Origin of the sequence: Pseudomonas sp. B13(2017) (assembly GCF_002113245.1) — a bacterium.
Classification (GTDB): domain Bacteria; phylum Pseudomonadota; class Gammaproteobacteria; order Pseudomonadales; family Pseudomonadaceae; genus Aquipseudomonas; species Aquipseudomonas putida_Z.
In genome coordinates, this window is the sequence record NZ_NEJX01000005.1 from 200,127 (window position 1) to 216,881 (window position 16,755).

At 62.4% G+C, this 16,755-nt stretch carries 14 protein-coding genes; 8 read left to right on the top strand and 6 right to left on the bottom strand.

Annotated elements, in window-relative coordinates; translation table 11 throughout:
- The first annotated feature begins 111 nt into the window (after positions 1-111).
- The 3 genes from CAG44_RS09515 (at position 112) to fdhA (ending at position 3,116) form a co-directional block, all read left to right on the top strand.
- Positions 112-744, top strand: coding sequence for a sarcosine oxidase subunit gamma (locus tag CAG44_RS09515; protein WP_025337396.1), 633 nt, complete (start codon positions 112-114; stop codon positions 742-744).
- 12 nt (positions 745-756) lie between these two features.
- A complete protein-coding gene (purU, locus tag CAG44_RS09520) occupies positions 757-1,614 on the top strand; it encodes a formyltetrahydrofolate deformylase (protein ID WP_075044363.1) in 858 nt (285 codons plus the stop codon).
- Positions 1,615-1,916: 302 nt separating this feature from the next.
- Positions 1,917-3,116, top strand: coding sequence for a formaldehyde dehydrogenase, glutathione-independent (gene fdhA, locus CAG44_RS09525; RefSeq protein ID WP_003255673.1), 1,200 nt, complete (start codon positions 1,917-1,919; stop codon positions 3,114-3,116).
- A gap of 64 nt (positions 3,117-3,180) precedes the next feature.
- Here the strand turns inward: fdhA and CAG44_RS09530 are convergent, their stop codons facing one another.
- Entirely contained in the window at positions 3,181-4,050 is an 870-nt protein-coding gene (locus CAG44_RS09530) for an RHS repeat-associated core domain-containing protein (RefSeq protein ID WP_158091147.1), read from the bottom strand.
- A gap of 258 nt (positions 4,051-4,308) precedes the next feature.
- Between CAG44_RS09530 and CAG44_RS09535 the strand changes: the two genes are divergently transcribed.
- Positions 4,309-4,890 carry a DUF2780 domain-containing protein gene (locus CAG44_RS09535; protein WP_085692000.1) on the top strand — a complete coding sequence of 194 codons (582 nt, stop codon included), beginning with the start codon at positions 4,309-4,311 and terminating at the stop codon, positions 4,888-4,890.
- 204 nt (positions 4,891-5,094) lie between these two features.
- Here the strand turns inward: CAG44_RS09535 and CAG44_RS09540 are convergent, their stop codons facing one another.
- Together CAG44_RS09540 and CAG44_RS09545 are read right to left on the bottom strand one after the other, a co-directional pair.
- Positions 5,095-6,444, bottom strand: a complete 1,350-nt coding sequence (locus CAG44_RS09540) for an APC family permease (RefSeq protein WP_085692001.1) — start codon at positions 6,442-6,444, stop codon at positions 5,095-5,097.
- A 246-nt stretch (positions 6,445-6,690) separates the two neighbouring features.
- Positions 6,691-7,578: an acyltransferase gene (locus tag CAG44_RS09545; protein WP_085591321.1), complete on the bottom strand. Its 888-nt coding sequence runs from the start codon at positions 7,576-7,578 to the stop codon at positions 6,691-6,693.
- A 182-nt stretch (positions 7,579-7,760) separates the two neighbouring features.
- Here CAG44_RS09545 and CAG44_RS09550 point away from each other — a divergent pair, with 182 nt between their 5' ends.
- From CAG44_RS09550 to creD, 4 genes are all read left to right on the top strand, one after another.
- Complete coding sequence (locus CAG44_RS09550) at positions 7,761-8,261, top strand: ATP-dependent zinc protease (protein WP_003257529.1); 501 nt, start codon at positions 7,761-7,763, stop codon at positions 8,259-8,261.
- 236 nt (positions 8,262-8,497) lie between these two features.
- Positions 8,498-9,178 (top strand): two-component system response regulator CreB, encoded by a 681-nt coding sequence (creB, locus tag CAG44_RS09555; RefSeq protein ID WP_085591323.1) that lies wholly within the window; start codon positions 8,498-8,500, stop codon positions 9,176-9,178.
- On the top strand, positions 9,178-10,614 hold the full coding sequence (gene creC, locus CAG44_RS09560) for a two-component system sensor histidine kinase CreC (protein WP_013970529.1): 1,437 nt from the start codon (positions 9,178-9,180) through the stop codon (positions 10,612-10,614). The genes creB and creC overlap by 1 nt, the downstream gene beginning before the upstream one ends.
- 198 nt (positions 10,615-10,812) lie before the next feature.
- A complete protein-coding gene (creD, locus tag CAG44_RS09565; RefSeq protein ID WP_085591325.1) occupies positions 10,813-12,141 on the top strand; it encodes a cell envelope integrity protein CreD in 1,329 nt (442 codons plus the stop codon).
- Positions 12,142-12,324: 183 nt separating this feature from the next.
- On the opposite strand, the gene CAG44_RS09570 is transcribed toward creD, so the two are convergent.
- The 3 genes from CAG44_RS09570 to CAG44_RS09580 all read right to left on the bottom strand — a co-directional run bounded on the left by CAG44_RS09570 (position 12,325) and on the right by CAG44_RS09580 (position 16,479).
- Positions 12,325-12,948 carry a glutathione S-transferase gene (locus CAG44_RS09570; protein ID WP_085692002.1) on the bottom strand — a complete coding sequence of 208 codons (624 nt, stop codon included), beginning with the start codon at positions 12,946-12,948 and terminating at the stop codon, positions 12,325-12,327.
- Positions 12,949-12,951: 3 nt separating this feature from the next.
- Positions 12,952-13,620 carry a peptide-methionine (S)-S-oxide reductase MsrA gene (gene msrA / locus CAG44_RS09575; RefSeq protein ID WP_085692003.1) on the bottom strand — a complete coding sequence of 223 codons (669 nt, stop codon included), beginning with the start codon at positions 13,618-13,620 and terminating at the stop codon, positions 12,952-12,954.
- A gap of 168 nt (positions 13,621-13,788) precedes the next feature.
- A complete protein-coding gene (locus tag CAG44_RS09580) occupies positions 13,789-16,479 on the bottom strand; it encodes a bifunctional diguanylate cyclase/phosphodiesterase (protein WP_085692004.1) in 2,691 nt (896 codons plus the stop codon).
- Positions 16,480-16,755 lie beyond the last annotated feature (276 nt).

The following is a 16,755-nucleotide window of genomic DNA, read 5'->3' on the forward strand; positions in this document are numbered from 1 at the left end:
TTTGAAGGTTGGTGAGGTCCCTGTGGGAGCCGGCTTGCCGGCGATAGGGCCGGTAGATCCAGCACAGAAGCTGCGTCGCATCGACGAACAAGAATTCAAGGCAGGTAAGAAATGAGCGCTATCAACGTCTTCCAGCAAAACCCCGGCGCCGAGGCCAAGGCCCAGTCGCCACTGCACCACGCCGACCTGGCCAGCCTGGTTGGCAAAGGCCGCAAGAACGCAGGCGTGACCCTGCGTGAACGCAAGTTCCTCGGCCACCTGACCATCCGTGGCGACGGCCACAACCCGGAATTCGCCGCCGGCGTGCACAAGGCCCTGGGCCTGGAGCTGCCAGTGGCCCTGACCGTGGTCGCCAACAACGAAATGTCGCTGCAATGGGTCGGCCCCGACGAGTGGCTGCTGATCGTGCCAGGCGGCCAGGAACTGGCGGTCGAGCAGAAACTGCGCGCAGCCCTCGAAGGCCAGCACATCCAGGTAGTCAACGTCAGCGGCGGGCAGAGCCTGCTGGAGCTGCGCGGCCCGAATGTGCGCGAAGTGCTGATGAAGTCCACCAGCTATGATGTTCACCCGAACAACTTCCCGGTGGGCAAGGCAGTCGGCACCGTGTTCGCCAAGTCGCAACTGGTGATTCGCCGCACCGCCGAAGACACCTGGGAGCTGGTGATTCGCCGCAGCTTCGCCGACTACTGGTGGCTGTGGCTGCAGGACGCTTCGGCCGAGTACGGCCTGAGCATCGAGGCTTAAGGAGAACAGAACATGAGTCGGGCACCGGATACCTGGATTCTCACCGCCGACTGCCCGAGCATGCTCGGCACCGTCGACGTGGTGACGCGTTACCTCTTCGAGCAGCGCTGCTACGTGACGGAGCACCACTCCTTCGATGACCGGCAGTCTGGGCGTTTCTTCATTCGCGTGGAGTTCCGCCAGCCGGACGATTTCGATGAAGCCGGCTTCCGCGCCGGCCTTGCCGAGCGCAGCGAGGCGTTCGGCATGACCTTCGAGCTGACCGCACCTAACCACCGCCCCAAAGTGGTGATCATGGTGTCCAAGGCCGACCACTGCCTTAACGACCTGCTGTATCGCCAGCGTATCGGTCAGCTGGCCATGGACGTGGTCGCGGTGGTGTCCAACCACCCCGATCTCGAACCCCTGGCGCACTGGCACAAGATCCCTTACTACCACTTTGCCCTCGACCCCAAGGACAAGCCTGGGCAAGAGCGCAAGGTACTTCAGGTGATCGAGGAAACCGGCGCCGAGCTGGTGATACTTGCGCGCTACATGCAGGTGTTGTCGCCAGAGCTGTGCCGGCGCCTGGATGGCTGGGCGATCAACATTCACCACTCGTTGCTGCCAGGGTTCAAAGGCGCCAAGCCTTACCACCAGGCGTACAACAAGGGCGTGAAGATGGTTGGCGCTACGGCGCATTACATCAACAACGACCTGGACGAAGGCCCGATCATCGCCCAGGGCGTGGAGGTGGTCGACCACAGCCATTACCCCGAAGACCTGATTGCCAAAGGGCGCGACATCGAGTGCCTGACCTTGGCGCGAGCGGTGGGGTATCACATCGAGCGACGAGTGTTCCTCAACGCCAACCGGACCGTAGTTCTGTAATAACCAGTACCGGCCTCTTCGCGGGCTTGCCCGCTCCCACAGGTTCAGCGTGAACTTGAAGCCAGCGCAGGACCTGTGGGAGCGGGCAAGCCCGCGAAGAGGCCGGCACAGGTCACCCCATCCGTTCCCCCATATCCTCCAACGACAACCCTGCCGCTAAAAGGCATCTCCCTGTCGCTCCCAGTCAGTGCATCCGGCCCCATCAGGCCCACAATTCCCTGCATTCCAGTAACACATGCCGCCCACGGATGGCGGCGCGTTCAACCACCGCTGCATAAATAAAAATCAAGCGAGGTAAGAGCATGTCTGGCAATCGTGGAGTGGTATATCTCGGCGCCGGCAAGGTCGAGGTGCAGAAGATCGACTACCCGAAAATGCAGGACCCACGCGGCAAGAAGATCGAGCACGGCGTGATCCTGAAGGTGGTCTCCACCAACATCTGCGGCTCCGACCAGCACATGGTCCGCGGCCGCACCACTGCCCAGGTTGGCCTGGTCCTGGGCCACGAAATCACTGGTGAAATCGTCGAGAAGGGTCGTGACGTCGAGCGCATGCAGATTGGCGACCTGGTCTCGGTGCCATTCAACGTCGCCTGTGGCCGCTGCCGCTCCTGCAAGGAAATGCACACCGGTGTCTGCCTCACCGTCAACCCTGCCCGCGCTGGCGGTGCCTATGGTTACGTCGACATGGGCGACTGGACCGGCGGCCAGGCCGAGTACGTGCTGGTGCCGTACGCCGACTTCAACCTGCTGAAACTGCCCGAGCGCGACAAGGCCATGGAAAAGATCCGTGACCTGACCTGCCTGTCCGATATCCTGCCGACCGGCTACCACGGTGCCGTGACTGCCGGTGTAGGCCCAGGCAGCACCGTCTACGTTGCTGGCGCCGGCCCGGTCGGTCTGGCTGCCGCTGCCTCGGCGCGCCTGCTGGGCGCTGCCTGCGTCATCGTTGGCGACCTCAACCCGGCCCGCCTGGCCCACGCCAAGTCCCAAGGCTTCGAAGTGGTCGACCTGTCCAAGGACACCCCACTGCACGAGCAGATCGTCGACATCCTCGGTGAGCCGGAAGTGGACTGCGCCGTCGACGCCGTCGGCTTCGAAGCCCGCGGCCATGGCCATGAAGGTGCCAAGCATGAAGCCCCGGCCACCGTGCTGAACTCGCTGATGCAGGTTACCCGCGTTGCCGGCAACATCGGTATCCCGGGCCTTTACGTGACCGAAGATCCGGGTGCGGTGGATGCTGCCGCCAAGATCGGCGCGCTGAGCATTCGCTTCGGCCTGGGCTGGGCCAAGTCGCACAGCTTCCACACCGGCCAGACCCCGACCATGAAGTACAACCGCCAGCTGATGCAGGCGATCATGTGGGACCGAATCAACATTGCCGAAGTGGTGGGTGTGCAGGTGATCAACCTGGATCAGGCGCCGGAAGGGTATGGCGAGTTCGATGCCGGTGTGCCGAAGAAGTTCGTGATCGACCCGCACAAGATGTGGGGGGCGGCATAACTAACGCCGTGTAAGAAGAGCCCCTCGAGTCGAGGGGCTTTTCCTTTCCTATCACCGAATTACGTTAGTCCCTCAGGAGCCGTCGCTTCCTCTCTAATGAGGGCTGATAGCCAGGTGTGAATAGTACTCTGGTTGCTTCTGTAGAAGCCCTGTTTCCAGATAGCAATGCCTCATTTATAAAGTCCCTATCGTTACTTTCTGACATCACGGCGTAGTTGAACTCCGCAATATGATTTAGTCTTTTTAAATAACGTTCGGTCATTGGGGAAAGAGGGTTTACCGGTTTCGGTGCTGAGGGCTCATATCTGGCAAGATCCTTAAGTGATGGGACCCCCGCCTTTGGATTATACGAGACAGGCCTCTTCGGCTTGGCGATTGGGAGAGGAGAGAGCACAGGTTCGGAAATCGAGTTGCTTGCAAGTGGGTTGAAAGGTTCAGGTCTCGAGTATTCGGCAGGCAGGTCTATCTCAGGTAGCGATTGACTCAGACCTGGATTTGAAACGGATGGCCTGTTTTTTTTGAATAACCTTCTGACAGATTTTAAAAAGTTTAGCTTGATATGGCCGGTCGGGTCTGAATGGTTTATTGGGTCGCCAGAGCAGTAACCGTAGCCACTGATGTTGTCTTTCGCAAACGGCGCAATACTGTCGAAAGACATGAAGCGCATCAGTGACGGGCTGAAAAGACGATAGCTACCGAGTAGGTAGTTTCCATTGCAATTGGGCAGTTCACCATTGAAACCAAAAATTGATAGTCTTTGGTGCATTTGGTCGATATGTCCGTAGCATGAAAAGCTATTGTTTACTATGCCTGTCTTGTTAGGCGCGGCAATTGCCGTTCCGAGCCTGTCTACTGCCAGCGGTATTGCGCGCTTTTCTAGAGAGTCCGCTTGTATTTCCGCTATGAACTGACTTGCGGTGCAGAATTTTGACACTTGTAGATTGCTGTAGATGACGTTTTTAATGTGCTTCGATTGGTAAAAAATATATAGCGGTGCGCCGGTTATCATAAGTTATACCCAGCTTGTGGTAGGGAGGAGTCCTCAGCTTCGTCAGCCAGAAGGAGCATTGCAACTGGTAAAAATGCTAGGTAATTATCCAGCAGCCTTCGATATACGGCTCGGAACAAGTTGCGCATTAGTCGGTCAAACCTCTCGTTTCCCAGGCCATCCCGGCCGACGAGGTCCCTCCCGATGAAAGCATTCACCCTGGCAACCCTGATGACCCTGGCCGCGAGCCCGGTGTTCGCCTTCAACCTCAGCGACGCCGCCAACGCCGTGTCGGCCATGCAGAACCAGAGTCAAAGCCAGCAAGGCCAGGTGCAGGCACCCGAGGCGCAGGCAAACCTGCTCAACACTTTGGGCAGCCAATTGAATATCACCCCGGAGCAAGCCGTGGGCGGTGCAGGGGCCATGCTTGGGCTGGCGCGCAACAACCTGAGCAGCGACGACTACGGCCAACTGACCAAGGCCGTGCCGGGGCTGGACCTGCTTGCCGGGGCCAATGTACTGGGCGGCTTGAGTGGCCTGGGTGAGTTGCTGGGCAAGAACAGCGAGAGCCAGTCGGCGTTGAGCAATGCGCTGGGCAACAATGTGGAAAACCGCAGCGACCTGGACAATGCGTTCAAGGCGCTGGGGATGGATACCGGGATGATCGGGCAGTTTGCGCCGTTGCTGCTGCAGTACCTGGGGCAGCAGGGGATTGCCGGGTCGTTGTTGCAGAATCTGGGGAGTTTGTGGGCCACTCCTGCTCCGTTGGCCGGGCCTTCGGTCTGAGGATTTCGCCAGCATCACAGCCTTGAAGGCTGACGCTGTACCTGTAGGAGCGGCCTTGTGTCGCGAGAGGGCCGCAAAGCGGCCCCACTATTTCAGCGTCGATGCAGATATAGCCGGGGCTGCTCTGCAGCCCTTTCGCGACACAAGGCCGCTCCTACAAAGGCCAGCGCAGGCCATGAGATTGGTGTATCCCGCAAAGGCGAGTCAGGTCGCTTCGGTAAAATCCACCAGCCGCACCGGGCGGCGGAAGCCGGCGGTCAGTACTGCCAGGTACGCAAGACCCAGCGCAAACCAGCACAGGCCAATCACCAAGGTAAGCGCCGACAGGCTGGTCCACAGCCACAGTGTCAGCCCCAACCCCACCAGCGGCACCAGGCCATAGCTCAGCAGCCCTTTGAGGCTGCGCTGCGAGGCTTCGTCCACCAGGTGGGTCTTAACCACTGCCAGGTTCACTGCCGAAAACGCCACCAGCGCACCAAAGCTGATCAGCGATGCAAGGGTCGCCAGGTCGATCACCAACGCCAGCAACGAGAACGCCGAAACCAGCAGAATGGCGAACACTGGCGTGCCAAAGCGCGGTGACAGGTAGCCGAACGTTCGCTGCGGCAGCACCTTGTCACGGCCCATGGTGAACAGAATGCGCGACACAGCCGCCTGCGAGGCCAGCGCCGAGCCCAGGCTGCCGGCCACATAGGCCGCAGTGAAGAAGTTGGCCAGGAACTGCCCGCCCGCCTTGAACATCACCTCATTGGCCGCCGCATCGGCATTGGCAAAGGTGGTGCCCGGCAGTACCAGTTGGCTGACATAAGCCAGCACGGTGAACAGCACGCCGGCGAACAGGGTGGTGAGGATGATTGCCCGTGGCACATCGCGGCGGGCATCGCGGCATTCTTCGGCCAAGGTCGAGACAGCGTCAAAGCCGAGGAACGACAGGCACAGCACCGCCGCACCAGCCATCAGCGCGCCGAAGCCCGGCTGCGAACCGTCGCCCAGCAGTGGCGAAAGCAGGTCGAGCGGCTGGCCGGCCAGGGACTGGCAGGACAGGGCGACGAACACCACGATGAAGACGATCTGTGCGCCGACGATCAGGTTGCTGGTCTTGGCCACAGAGTGAATGCCGACCACGTTGAGCAGCGTGACCAGGGCAATCGAGGCCAGCGCGATAGACCATGCGGGGATGGCCGGGAAGGCGATGTTCAGGAACAGGCCGATCAGCAGGTAATTGATCATCGGCAGGAACAGGTAGTCGAGCAGCAGCGACCAGCCGGCCAGGAAGCCAACGTTCGGGCCGAAGGCCATGTTGGTGTAGGAGTACGCCGAGCCCGCGACCGGGAAGCGTTTGACCATGAAGCTGTAGGAGGTGGCGGTGAACAGCATGGCCACCAGCGTGACGATATAGGCGCCGGCCGTGCGGCCACCAGTAAGTTCGGTGACGATGCCGTAAGTGGTGAAGATGGTCAGCGGGACCATGTACACCAGGCCGAAGAACACCAAGGCGGGCAGGCCGAGGACACGGCGGAGCTGGACGGGGGTAGAGCTGGGTGGGTTGGCCATCGTTCGATCCAGAGCATTTTTTGTAGTTGTGCTTTGGTCGATTTTTATCCACTTAGGTGGTGTGTGACAAAGAAGTAATCCTAATGCTGATTATTAGCCAGGTTTTTAATCGGATTCTTGTAATGCCTGTTCCGGCCTCTTCGCGGGCTTGCCCGCTCCCACAGGACCTGCACAGAATTCGAAAACTGTGGATATCCTGTGGGAGCGGGCAAGCCCGCGAAAAGGCCGGATCAGGCAGTAAAGATCTCAGCCCATTTCGGCCCGCAGCTGCTCGATCCGCAAGTCCTTCTCCACCCACAACTGGTTCACCCAGGCCTGCACGGTCTGCCTGAACTCAGCATCATTCTCGTAATCCCCCGCCCACAGCATCGGGTCCAGTTCACGCACACGAATGTCGATAATCACCCGGCTGATGCTGCCATTGAGCAAATCCCAGAAACCCGGCGCCTTGTTGCCGGGGTAGACGATGGTCACGTCCAGCAAGGCATCCAGCTGCTCGCCCAATGCCGCCAGCACGAACGCCACGCCACCAGCCTTGGGCTTGAGCAGGTAGCGATACGGCGATTGCTGCTGCTGACGCTTGGCTTCGGTGAAGCGTGTGCCTTCCAGGTAGTTCACCACGGTCACCGGCTGGCGCTTGAACAGTTCACAAGCAGCCTTGGTGATTTCCAGGTCCTTGCCCTTCAGCTCGGGGTGCTTCTCCAGGAAGGCCTTGCTGTAGCGCTTCATGAACGGGTAATCCAGCCCCCACCAGGCCAGGCCCAGCAGTGGTACCCAGATCAGCTCCTTCTTCAGGAAGAACTTGAAGAACGGTGTACGGCGGTTGAGGCTCTCGATCAGCGCCGGAATATCGACCCAGGTCTGGTGGTTGCTGACGGCCAGGTACGAAGTGTCCTTGCGCAGGTTCTCGACGCCGCGGATATCCCACTGGGTAGGAATGCACAGGGCAAAGATGGCCTTGTCGATCTCCGACCAGGTCTCGGCCACCCACATCACCGCCCATGAGGCATAGTCACGCCCACGCCCCGGCAGCACCAGTTTGAGCAGGGCGAAGACCAGCAGCGGGCAGATCAACACCAGGGTGTTGAGCAGCAGCAGGGTGGTAGTGAGGATGCCGGTCAGCAGGCGACGCATAAAGAGACTCTTGTTGTGGGAGATAAACGGTTGGCAATGATAAGCAGGGCAGTGGCCTACGCCAAATTTCCAGTGCCCTGCGGCGAGGACAAATGTTTCACATTATGTTGGTTAGGCTTGTGACAGCGAACCTATCCTGCCAGTGCAGTCTAAGCACTGACCCTCCTCAAGGAAGCTTGCCTGTGAAACCTCTGCTTGCCCTGTTGTCGTTGTTGGCGCTGCCGGTCATGGCCGCCGAGCCCACAATCTATGGCCGTTACGAGAACATAGCCCTGCCCGAACTGGGCGAAACCCTGAAAGCCAAGATGGATACCGGTGCCTTCACCGCGTCGCTGTCGGCCAAGGACATCGAGCTGTTCACCCGTGATGGCGACGAGTGGGTGCGCTTCCGCCTGGCTACCAAGGACTCGGACGGCAAGGTGTACGAGCACAAGGTCTCGCGCATCAGCAAGATCAAGGGCCGTGCCGATGAAGAGGAGGAAGGCGATGCGCCGGAGATCTCCAAGCGCCCGGTGGTCGACCTGGAGCTGTGCCTGGGGGACGTGAAGCGCACCGTCGAGGTCAACCTGGTGGACCGCAGCAGCTTCAACTACCCGCTGCTGGTGGGCTCCAAGGCTTTGCGCGAGTTCAAGGCGGCGGTCAACCCGGCCAAGAAGTTCACCGCTGGCAAGCCTGACTGCTGATCGCAAGCCACCTTTGCCGGCCTCTTCGCGGGCACGCCCGCTCCCACAGGGATGGCGCGTGTCCTTGTGGCTGCGCGGTATCTGTGGGAGCTGGCTTGCCTGCGATGGGTCGCATAGCCCCACGATCTCAGCGCTGATGCAGACATTGTCGGGGCCGCTCTGCGGCCCTTTCGCTACACAAGGCCGCTCCTACACAATAGTGCGTCGCCATAGATATCTGCACAGGCCCGGACGCCATGCCCCACATCCTCATCGTCGAAGACGAAGCCGCCATCGCCGACACCCTGGTCTACGCCCTGCAGGCCGACGGCCATAGCACCGAATGGGTAACCCTGGGCAGCGCCGCCCTCGACCAGCAGCGCCAGCGCCCGGCCGACCTGGTCATCCTCGACATTGGCCTGCCCGATATCAGTGGCTTCGAAACCTGCCGCCAGCTGCGCCGCTTCAGCGAAGTGCCGGTCATGTTCCTCAGCGCCCGCGATGGCGAAATCGACCGGGTGGTGGGCCTGGAAATCGGCGCAGACGACTATGTGGTCAAACCCTTCAGCCCGCGTGAAGTGGCGGCGCGGGTACGGGCGATCCTCAAGCGCATGGGCCCCAGGGTCGAGCCCGCTGTCGAGGCCACGCTGTTCCAGCTCGACACCTTGCGCATGCAGATCACCTACCGCAGCCAGCCACTCCCCCTTACCCGCCACGAATTCCGCCTGCTGCAATGCCTGCTCGAGCAACCGCACCGGGTATTCAGCCGCGAACAGCTGCTCGACGCCGTGGGCGTGGCCTCTGACGTGGGCTACGAGCGCACCATCGACAGCCATATCAAGAGCCTGCGCGCCAAGCTGCGCCAGGTGGCCAGCGACGCCGAACCGATCCAGACCCACCGTGGCCTCGGCTACAGCTACAGCCCGGACCATGCCTGATGCGCCTGGGCATCCGGATCTTCCTGGTGTACTTCCTGTTCGTCGGGCTGGCGGGCTACTTTCTGCTCAATACGGTGCGCGAACAGATCCGTCCGGTGGTGCGCCAGTCCTCTGAAGAAACGCTGGTAGACACCGCCAACCTGCTGGCCGAGATCCTGCACGATGACGTCAAGGCCGGCACCCTGAACCAGAGCCGCCTGCCCGAAGTGCTAAAGGCCTATGGCTCGCGCAGCCCGGGTGCGCAGATCTGGGGCCTGGCCAAGAACCAGGTGAGCCACCGCATCTATGTCACCGATGCCAAGGGCACCGTGCTGCTGGACTCCAGCGGCGAGGACCTGGGCAAGGACTACTCGAAGTGGAATGACGTGTACCTGACCTTGCGTGGCCAGTACGGCGCCCGCTCCACCCGCAGTGACCCCGACGATGAAAGCACCTCGGTGATGCACGTGGGGGCACCGATCATCGACGATGGCAAGATCATCGGCGTGGTTACAGTGGCCAAGCCCAACAGCTCGCTGCAACCGTACATCGACCGCTCCGAACGGCGCTTGCTTACCCTGGGCCTGGGGCTGATCGGCCTGGGCCTGCTGATCGGTGCCGCGTTGTCGTGGTGGCTGGCGCGCTCGCTGCGCCGGCTGGCCCGCTACGCCCAGGCGGTCAGCGAGGGCGAGCGTGCCGCCCTGCCGCACTACAAGGGTGGCGAACTGGCACACCTGGCCCAGGCGGTCGAGCGCATGCGCACGCAACTGGAGGGCAAGGCCTATGTCGAGCGGTATGTGCATACCCTGACACACGAGCTGAAAAGCCCGCTGGCGGCCATTCGTGGCGCTTCCGAGCTGTTGCAGGGCGATGACATGCCGGCTGACCAGCGGGCGCGCTTTGCCGGCAACATCGAGCGCGAGAGCGAGCGTTTGCAGCAGATGATCGAACGCCTGCTCAACCTGGCCCGGGTCGAGCAGATGCAGGCGCTGGAGGATGAGCAGCAGGTGGCGCTGGCGGCGTTGGTGGACGAGTTGCTGTTGGCCCATGCGGCGCGTATCGAAGGTGCCGATTTGCAGGTGCGCCAGCGGGTGCCGGCTGGTTTGCGCTTGTTGTGTGACCCGTTCCTGATGCGCCAGGCGCTGGCCAACCTGCTCGACAACGCGTTGGACTTCACCCCGGAGGGAGGCGCGCTGTTGTTCGACCTGGAGCGCGATGGCGAACGGGTGGCGCTGAGTGTGTTCAACCAGGGGCAGGCGATACCGGCCTATGCCATTGGGCGGGTGAGCGAGCGGTTCTACTCGCTGCCGCGGCCGGGGAGTGGGCGCAAGAGCACCGGGTTGGGGCTTAATTTTGTGGCCGAGGTGATGCAGCTGCATGGCGGGGCGTTGGCGGTGGATAACGTCGATGGTGGGGTGCGGGTGAGGTTGTGGCTGCCGGTGCGGCGTATCAGTTGACATTGCCGGGGCTGCTGCGCAGCCCAATCGCCGGCAAGCCAGCTCCCACAGGTTTTCGCAGGCCTCAGGCAATGTGCATAACCTGTGGGAGCTGGCTTGCCGGCGATTGGGCCCTTGAAAAACACACAATCTCCACACCATCTCCCCGAAGCCTCCACGCAAGGCGCAGACACTGCGCCCACTGCCACAGGAGGCCCCATGAACAAGACCCTCGGTTTCAAACTCGGCATGATCGGCGTATTGATCTTGCTGCTGCTCGTCCCGCTACTGCTGATCAGCGGCCTGATCGGTGAACGCCAGGCCCTGCGCGACAGTGTGCTGCGCGATATCGCCCAGAGCGCCAGCTTCGACCAGCAACTCAGCGGCCCGCTGCTGGTGGTGCCCTACCGCAAGTACCAGCGCCGCTGGATCGAAAAGGACGGCGAGCGCACCCAGGAAACCAGCACCATTGCCGGCCACCTGTACTTCCTGCCGGAAACCTTCGACGCCGATCTGGGCGTGGACACCGAACTGCGCGCCCGTGGCATCTACCAGGCCCGGCTGTTCCATGCCAAGGGCCGTATCAGTGGCCGCTTCAAGCTCCCGGAACGTTGGGGTATCGACAAGGACTTCGACGACTACCGCTTCGACAAGCCGTTCCTGGTGGTAGGCATCAGCGATATCCGCGGCATCGAGAACGGCCTGGAGCTGAGCATGGGCGAGCAGAAAGTGCCGTTCGAAGCCGGCACCCGGCTCGACTGGATGCGTGGTGGCGTGCACGCCAGCCTGCCGGGGCTGGACGGCCTGCAGGCGCGTGAATTCAGCTACGGTTTCGATCTTGCACTGCAAGGCACCGGCCAGCTGCACGTGGTGCCGGTGGGCCGCACCAGTGCCGTGGACCTGCGCGCCAACTGGCCGCACCCGAGCTTCGTCGGCAACTACCTGCCCAGTCGTCGCGACATCGACGCCCAGGGCTTCAGTGCCCACTGGCAGACCTCGTTCTTTGCCACCAACCTCGAAGACGCCCTGCGCCAGTGCGCCATCGCCGGGCAGTGTGCGGACTTCAGCGATCGCAGCTTCGGTGTCAGCTTCGTCGACCCGGTGGACCAGTACCTGAAGAGCGAGCGGGCGATCAAGTACGCCTTGCTGTTCATCGCCCTGACCTTCGCCGGCTTCTTCCTGTTCGAAGTGCTGAAGAACCTCAGCGTGCACCCGGTGCAGTACATCCTGGTGGGGGTGGCGCTGGCGTTCTTCTACCTGCTGTTGCTGTCGTTGTCCGAGCACATCGGCTTTGGTTTGGCGTATGGGCTGTCAGCTTCGGCATGTGTGCTGCTGATCGGCTTCTACCTGAGCCATGTGTTGCGCAGCCTGGGGCGTGGGGTGGGCTTTGCGGTGGGGTTGGCGGCGCTGTATGCGCTGCTCTACGGGCTGCTGAGTGCCGAGGACTATGCGCTGTTGATGGGCTCGTTGCTGTGCTTCGGCCTGCTGGGGGTATTCATGGTGCTGACCCGGCGGCTGGATTGGGCACGGGTGGGGAGGGCGGCATGAGGGAGGACAGGGAGATCGGGCGGTGGCTGGCACTCAGGATCGGGCAGCTGTTTCCTGTGATACCGAGGTGAGGCGGGGCTGCTTTGCAGCCCAATCGCCGGCAAGCCAGCTCCCACAGGTACAGCACAGGATTCAAGAGCTGTGAGTACCTGTGGGAGCTGGCTTGCCGGCGATAGCGGCCCGTCAGGCTGTCGGTGCTGTTGCCACCATCGATGGCCGCTTGGCCACCTCGGCATACCACGCCGCCAATCCAGGCTGTTGTTCACGCCAGCCAAACTCGGGCTGGCGCAAATCCAGATACCCCAGCGCACAGGCCACGCCGATCGCTGCCAGGTCGAACCCGGACATCAACTCGGGCAAATGCTCCTGCTCCAGATTGTCCAGGCTACGGCGGATCTTGTCGCCCTGTGCCTGCAGCCAACCATCCCAGCGCTTGTCTTCAGGGCGCAGGAAGCTCTCATAGCGGCTCGACACCGCCGCATCCATGATGGCATCGGCCTGCGACACCAGTGTCATGCGCCGCCAACGCGCCGAGCCTTCGCGCGGCAGCAGCGGCAGGCCGACGTGCTGCAGGTCGAGGTACTCGCAGATCACCCTGCTGTCATGTAGCACGGTGCCGTCTTCCAGGCGCAGGGCCGGGATCTTGCCGATCGGGTTGTCCTGGTTGAGCTGTGGGTCACCGCTGACCGGGCTGATGTTCACCGGCTGCAGCTGCACGCGCGCAAGCTGGCCGGTCTCGTGCAACACCACCATGACCTTGCGCACGAAAGGCGACAACGGCGAGTGGAATAGAGTCATCGTGCTCATGCTTCAGTTACCCTGCAGGCTCGGTGGCAGGCACACGCCGGTACCGCCGATACCGCAGTAGCCGTCCGGGTTCTTGGCCAGGTACTGCTGGTGGTAGGCCTCGGCGAAGTACACGGTTGGTGCCTGGTCGATTTCGGTGGTGATCTCGCCGAAGCCGGCCTTGCTCAGTTCGGCCTGGAATGCGTCGCGGCTGGCCTTGGCCTGTTCCAGCTGTTCAGGGCTGGTGCAGTAGATGGCCGAGCGGTACTGGGTGCCGATGTCGTTGCCCTGGCGCATGCCTTGGGTCGGGTTGTGCAGCTCCCAGAACATCGCCAGCAGCTCGCGGTAGCTGACCTTGTCCTTGTCGAACACCACCAGCACCACTTCGGTGTGGCCGGTCAGGCCCGAGCACACTTCTTCGTAGGTGGGGTGGGGGGTGAAGCCGCCGGCGTAGCCGACCACTGTGCTGACCACGCCTTCACGCTGCCAGAAGCGGCGCTCGGCGCCCCAGAAGCAACCCAGGCCGAAGATGGCGAAGTCGATGGCGCCTTCGAAGAAGGGGCCGAGCAGTGGGGTGCCTTCGAATACGTAGTGGAACTCGGGCAGCTTCATTGGCGTTTCGCGCCCAGGCAGGGCCTGTTCCGCGGTTGGCATGACGTTTTTGTTCACCAGGATTTCCGAACGCAGGACCATGGCCGTTCCTCTGTGTTTATTCAGTTGGATAGGTGGTGGGGCCATCGCCGGCAAGCCAGCTCCCACAGGGATATCACAGATTTTGAGATATGAGCGGTCCCTGTGGGAGCTGGCTTGCCGGCGATAGGGCCCGAATGGGTTCTATAGTGCCCGAGGTTTGCGCGGCTGTCAGGCCACCGGGCCACGCGGATAGCGCTTCAGCCGTTCAGCCAGCTCGCGCCCCGGAATCGGCCGGTCGAACAGGTAGCCCTGGCCCACATCGCAGCGGTGCCGGCGCAGGAACGCCAGCTGCTCCGGCGTCTCGATACCCTCGGCCACCACCTTCAGCTTGAGGTTGTGAGCCATGGCCACCACCGCAGAGGTGATTTCCATGTCGTCCTGGTTGTCCGGGATCTCGTTGATGAAGCTGCGGTCGATCTTGAGGATGTCGATCGGAAACTTCTTCAGGTAGCTCAGCGACGAATAACCGGTGCCGAAATCGTCCATGGCCAGGGTCAGGCCCAGTGCCTTCAGCTCATCCAGCTGGCGGTGGGTGTCTTCGGTGGCCTCCAGCAGCAGGCCTTCGGTCAGCTCCAGCTCCAGCAGGTGCGGGGGCAGGGCTTCTTCCTCGAGGATGGTGCTGATCGACGCCACCAGGTCCGGGTCGGAGAACTGCTTGGGGGACAGGTTGATGGCCACATGCAGGTTGCCCATGCCGGCCTCGCGCAGTTGCTGGCTCATGCGGCACGACTGGCGCACCACCCATTTGCCGATGGGGATGATCAGGCCGGTTTCTTCCGCCACGCTGATGAACTGGTCCGGGCGGATCATGCCGCGTTCGGGGTGGTTCCAGCGCAGCAGTGCTTCCAGCCCCAGCAGGCGGCCGCTGCGCAGGCACAGCTTGGGCTGGTAGAACACCTCCAGCTCGTTCTGGGTCAGGGCGCGACGCAGGTTGTTCTCGACGAACAGCTTGTAGCTGGCTTCGGCATTGAGCACTTCGGTAAACACCTGCACCTGGTGCTTGCCGTTGGCCTTGGCCTTGTGCAGCGCCAGGCCGGCGTTCTTCATCAGGCTGGCCGGGTCGGCACCATGCAGTGGTGCGCAGGCCAGGCCCACCGAGGCGGTGACGTTGATCAGCTGGTTGTCGACGAACATCGGTTTGTCGAGGGTGCGCAGCAGTTGCTGGGCGACGCCCTGGCCATCTTCCAGGCTGGTGTCGTCCAGCAGCACGGCGAACTCGTTACTGGCAAAGCGCGCCAGGATACCGCCGGTGTGCAGGCTGTTGCGCAGGCGCCGGGCCAGGCTGATCAGCAGCTTGTCGCCGGTCTGGTGGCCGAGGCTGTCGTTGATGCGTTTGAAGTTGTCGATGTCCACCAGCAGCAGGCACATCGAGTACTCGCCATCGCGGGCAAAGCGCTCGTCCAGGCTGCGGATGAACGCCGGGCGGTTGCCCAGGTTGGTCAGGTTGTCGGTGTAGGCCAGGCGCTCGATGCGCTGCTGGGCCAGCTTGGTCTGGGTGACGTCTTCGTAGATGCCGATGTAGTGGGTCAGCTCACGGTTGTCGCCGTATACCTTGGAAATCGACAGCTGGCCCCAGTAGGGCTCGAGGTTCTTGCGCCGGCTCTTGAACTCGCCCTGCCAGCTGTTGCCCATGGCCAGGCTCGACGGCGAGTCGAACAGCAGCTCGCTCAGGTTCTCCAGCGCCGGCAGCTCGCCCAGGTGGCGGCCTTGCACTTCCTCGGTGCTGTACTGGGTGATGGCGGTAAAGCTGGGGTTGACGTACTCCACCACACCGTCGCGGTTGACCAGCAGGAAGGCGTTGGCGCTCTGCTCGACCGCACGCTGGAACAGGTGCAGAGCGCTGGCGGCGGTGCGCCGGTTGTGGTTGGTGATGACCTGGGCGAACTGGTCGGCCAGTTCGCCGGCAAAGGCGATTTCGTCCGACTGCCAGGCCCGTGTCTGGCCGGTCTGTTCCAGGCACAGCACGCCGACTACCTGGCCATCGACACGGATGCTGGCATCGAGCATGGCCTTGTTTTCCGGGCGCAGGCTTTGCGCCAGGGCGCGGGTACGCGGGTCGTGGCCGGCATTGTGGGCGTCGATGGCGCGGCTGGCGTGCAGCGCGTCGAGGTAGTCGGGGAAGCGGCTGGCATCGATGGCTTCGGGCTGGCGGTGCTCCTGCGCGTCCCGGTACCAGGCGATGATCGGCTCCAGGCGCTGGTCTTCCAGGTGCCAGATGCTGGCGCTGTCGACCTTGTAGATTTCGCAGGCGCTCTGGGTAATCAGCTGGGCGGCTTCCCGCAGCGAGTTCCCGGCGCTGTAGCGCTGGCGGGCCAGGCGCAGGATCAGGTCCTGCTGGCCGCGTACCCGGTCCAGATGCTCGAGTTGTTCCTGCTGCGCGCGCTGGTTCAGTTGCAGGGCCAGTTGCAGGCGGTTGTTGCGCGATTCCAGGTCGCTGGCACCGGCTTCGCCAGTATCTTCGGCCTGGTCGTCGAGCACGCTCAGGTAGCCGCGCAACAGGTGGCGGTTGTGCTGCTTGTAGGCTTCCCCAGCCTCCAGCAGGCGTAGCGATGCAGTTGGCGTGTGCAATGTGTAGCGCACGCGGTAGTAGCCGCGCTGGGCCAGTTGCAGCTGGATCTCGTCGTGTAGCCGGTAGCGGGCTTCGGGTTCCATCAGGCTGGCATAGGGCGCGTCTACCAGGGCGCACAGGTCGCCGGCGTGCAGGCCGAACTGGCGCTCGCAGGCCGGATCGAGGTAGAGCATGGTCCAGCTGGCTTCGTTGAGCCTTTCGAAACGCAGCATGCCGAGCCGCGAGGGCACGGGTAACTGCGTGACGACCTCGGCCGCCACACGGCTGGCGGCATCGGGTTGGCTTTTCATCGAAGACTCGCTTGAAGAGGAAACGCGGCCTTGGGGGCGGCAGGTCTGGCAAGGTTGCATCATGTCCCGGGGGCTGGCAAGCAGCCATGCGTGATGCTGTGGATGGGTTATCGGCTGGCGGGTGGGAATCTGTAGTCTGGCTGATAGTTCCGGGGCCGCTTTGCGGCCCATCGCAGGCGATCGCGGTACCTTGTAGGAGCGGCCTTGTGTCGCGATAGGAGGGCAAAGCCCTCCCGGCTTTCTCAAGGCAAAAAAAAGCCCCGCCAATCGACGGGG

Coding starts and splice junctions, on each gene's coding strand:
- msrA (WP_085692003.1), bottom strand. CDS start 13,620: ATGGTCCTGCGTTCGGAAATCCTGGTGAACAAAAACGTCATGCCAACC.
- creC (WP_013970529.1), top strand. CDS start 9,178: ATGCGCCTGGGCATCCGGATCTTCCTGGTGTACTTCCTGTTCGTCGGG.
- fdhA (WP_003255673.1), top strand. CDS start 1,917: ATGTCTGGCAATCGTGGAGTGGTATATCTCGGCGCCGGCAAGGTCGAG.
- CAG44_RS09540 (WP_085692001.1), bottom strand. CDS start 6,444: ATGGCCAACCCACCCAGCTCTACCCCCGTCCAGCTCCGCCGTGTCCTC.
- creB (WP_085591323.1), top strand. CDS start 8,498: ATGCCCCACATCCTCATCGTCGAAGACGAAGCCGCCATCGCCGACACC.
- CAG44_RS09535 (WP_085692000.1), top strand. CDS start 4,309: ATGAAAGCATTCACCCTGGCAACCCTGATGACCCTGGCCGCGAGCCCG.
- purU (WP_075044363.1), top strand. CDS start 757: ATGAGTCGGGCACCGGATACCTGGATTCTCACCGCCGACTGCCCGAGC.
- CAG44_RS09580 (WP_085692004.1), bottom strand. CDS start 16,479: ATGAAAAGCCAACCCGATGCCGCCAGCCGTGTGGCGGCCGAGGTCGTC.
- CAG44_RS09545 (WP_085591321.1), bottom strand. CDS start 7,578: ATGCGTCGCCTGCTGACCGGCATCCTCACTACCACCCTGCTGCTGCTC.
- creD (WP_085591325.1), top strand. CDS start 10,813: ATGAACAAGACCCTCGGTTTCAAACTCGGCATGATCGGCGTATTGATC.
- CAG44_RS09515 (WP_025337396.1), top strand. CDS start 112: ATGAGCGCTATCAACGTCTTCCAGCAAAACCCCGGCGCCGAGGCCAAG.
- CAG44_RS09570 (WP_085692002.1), bottom strand. CDS start 12,948: ATGAGCACGATGACTCTATTCCACTCGCCGTTGTCGCCTTTCGTGCGC.